Origin of the sequence: Undibacterium sp. Ji49W (assembly GCF_049340205.1) — a bacterium.
Classification (GTDB): Bacteria; Pseudomonadota; Gammaproteobacteria; order Burkholderiales; family Burkholderiaceae_D; genus Undibacterium.
Window position 1 is genome coordinate 1 of the sequence record NZ_JBMPOW010000054.1, and the last position, 567, is coordinate 567.

At 51.5% G+C, this 567-nt stretch carries 2 protein-coding genes; both read right to left on the reverse strand.

Translation table 11 applies throughout. The features are described 5' to 3' along the window. Positions 1–112 (reverse strand): ExbD/TolR family protein (locus tag ACO0LK_RS26995; protein ID WP_422980606.1); only part of this gene is annotated, 112 nt, incomplete at its 3' end. A gap of 189 nt (positions 113–301) precedes the next feature. Beyond that, positions 302–567: MotA/TolQ/ExbB proton channel family protein (locus ACO0LK_RS27000; RefSeq protein ID WP_422980605.1), on the reverse strand; the 266-nt coding region annotated here is incomplete at its 5' end.

Sequence of the window (567 nt, forward strand, 5' to 3'; positions counted from 1 at the left end):
TGATCAGGAAGATGATCAGCAAAACCAGCATGACGTCGACCAGCGGGGTGGTGTTGATGGTGCTGTTGACTTCGTCTTCGCCATCACCATCATTGCCAATTGCCATTGCCATAATGTGTTCTCTTTCAGATTTCACGCCGGACTATTCTCATAGCCCGGCCAAATACTTTTGCAGAAGTGCTGAGGAAGCGTAGCGAGCGGCGCTAGTTTTAGTTAAGAAGCGCAGTCGTACTTGAGTACGACGACGAACTTACAAAACCGCAGACTAAAAATCGCGTCGCGCAGTAGCTTCATCAGTGCTTCATTTTTTTGCTGCTGTTTTGCCCATATTGCCGGACAGAACGACAGAGTGCAGGTCAGCGGAGAAGGCACGGACTTCTTCCATGGCGCTCTTGTTGCGACGTACCAGGAAGTTGTAACCCAGAACCGCAGGAACAGCTACTGCCAGACCGATCGCAGTCATGATCAGCGCTTCACCCACTGGGCCCGCTACTTTGTCGATCGATGCCTGACCGGACATACCGATGGCTGTCAGCGCATGGTAAATACCCCATACTGTACCGAACA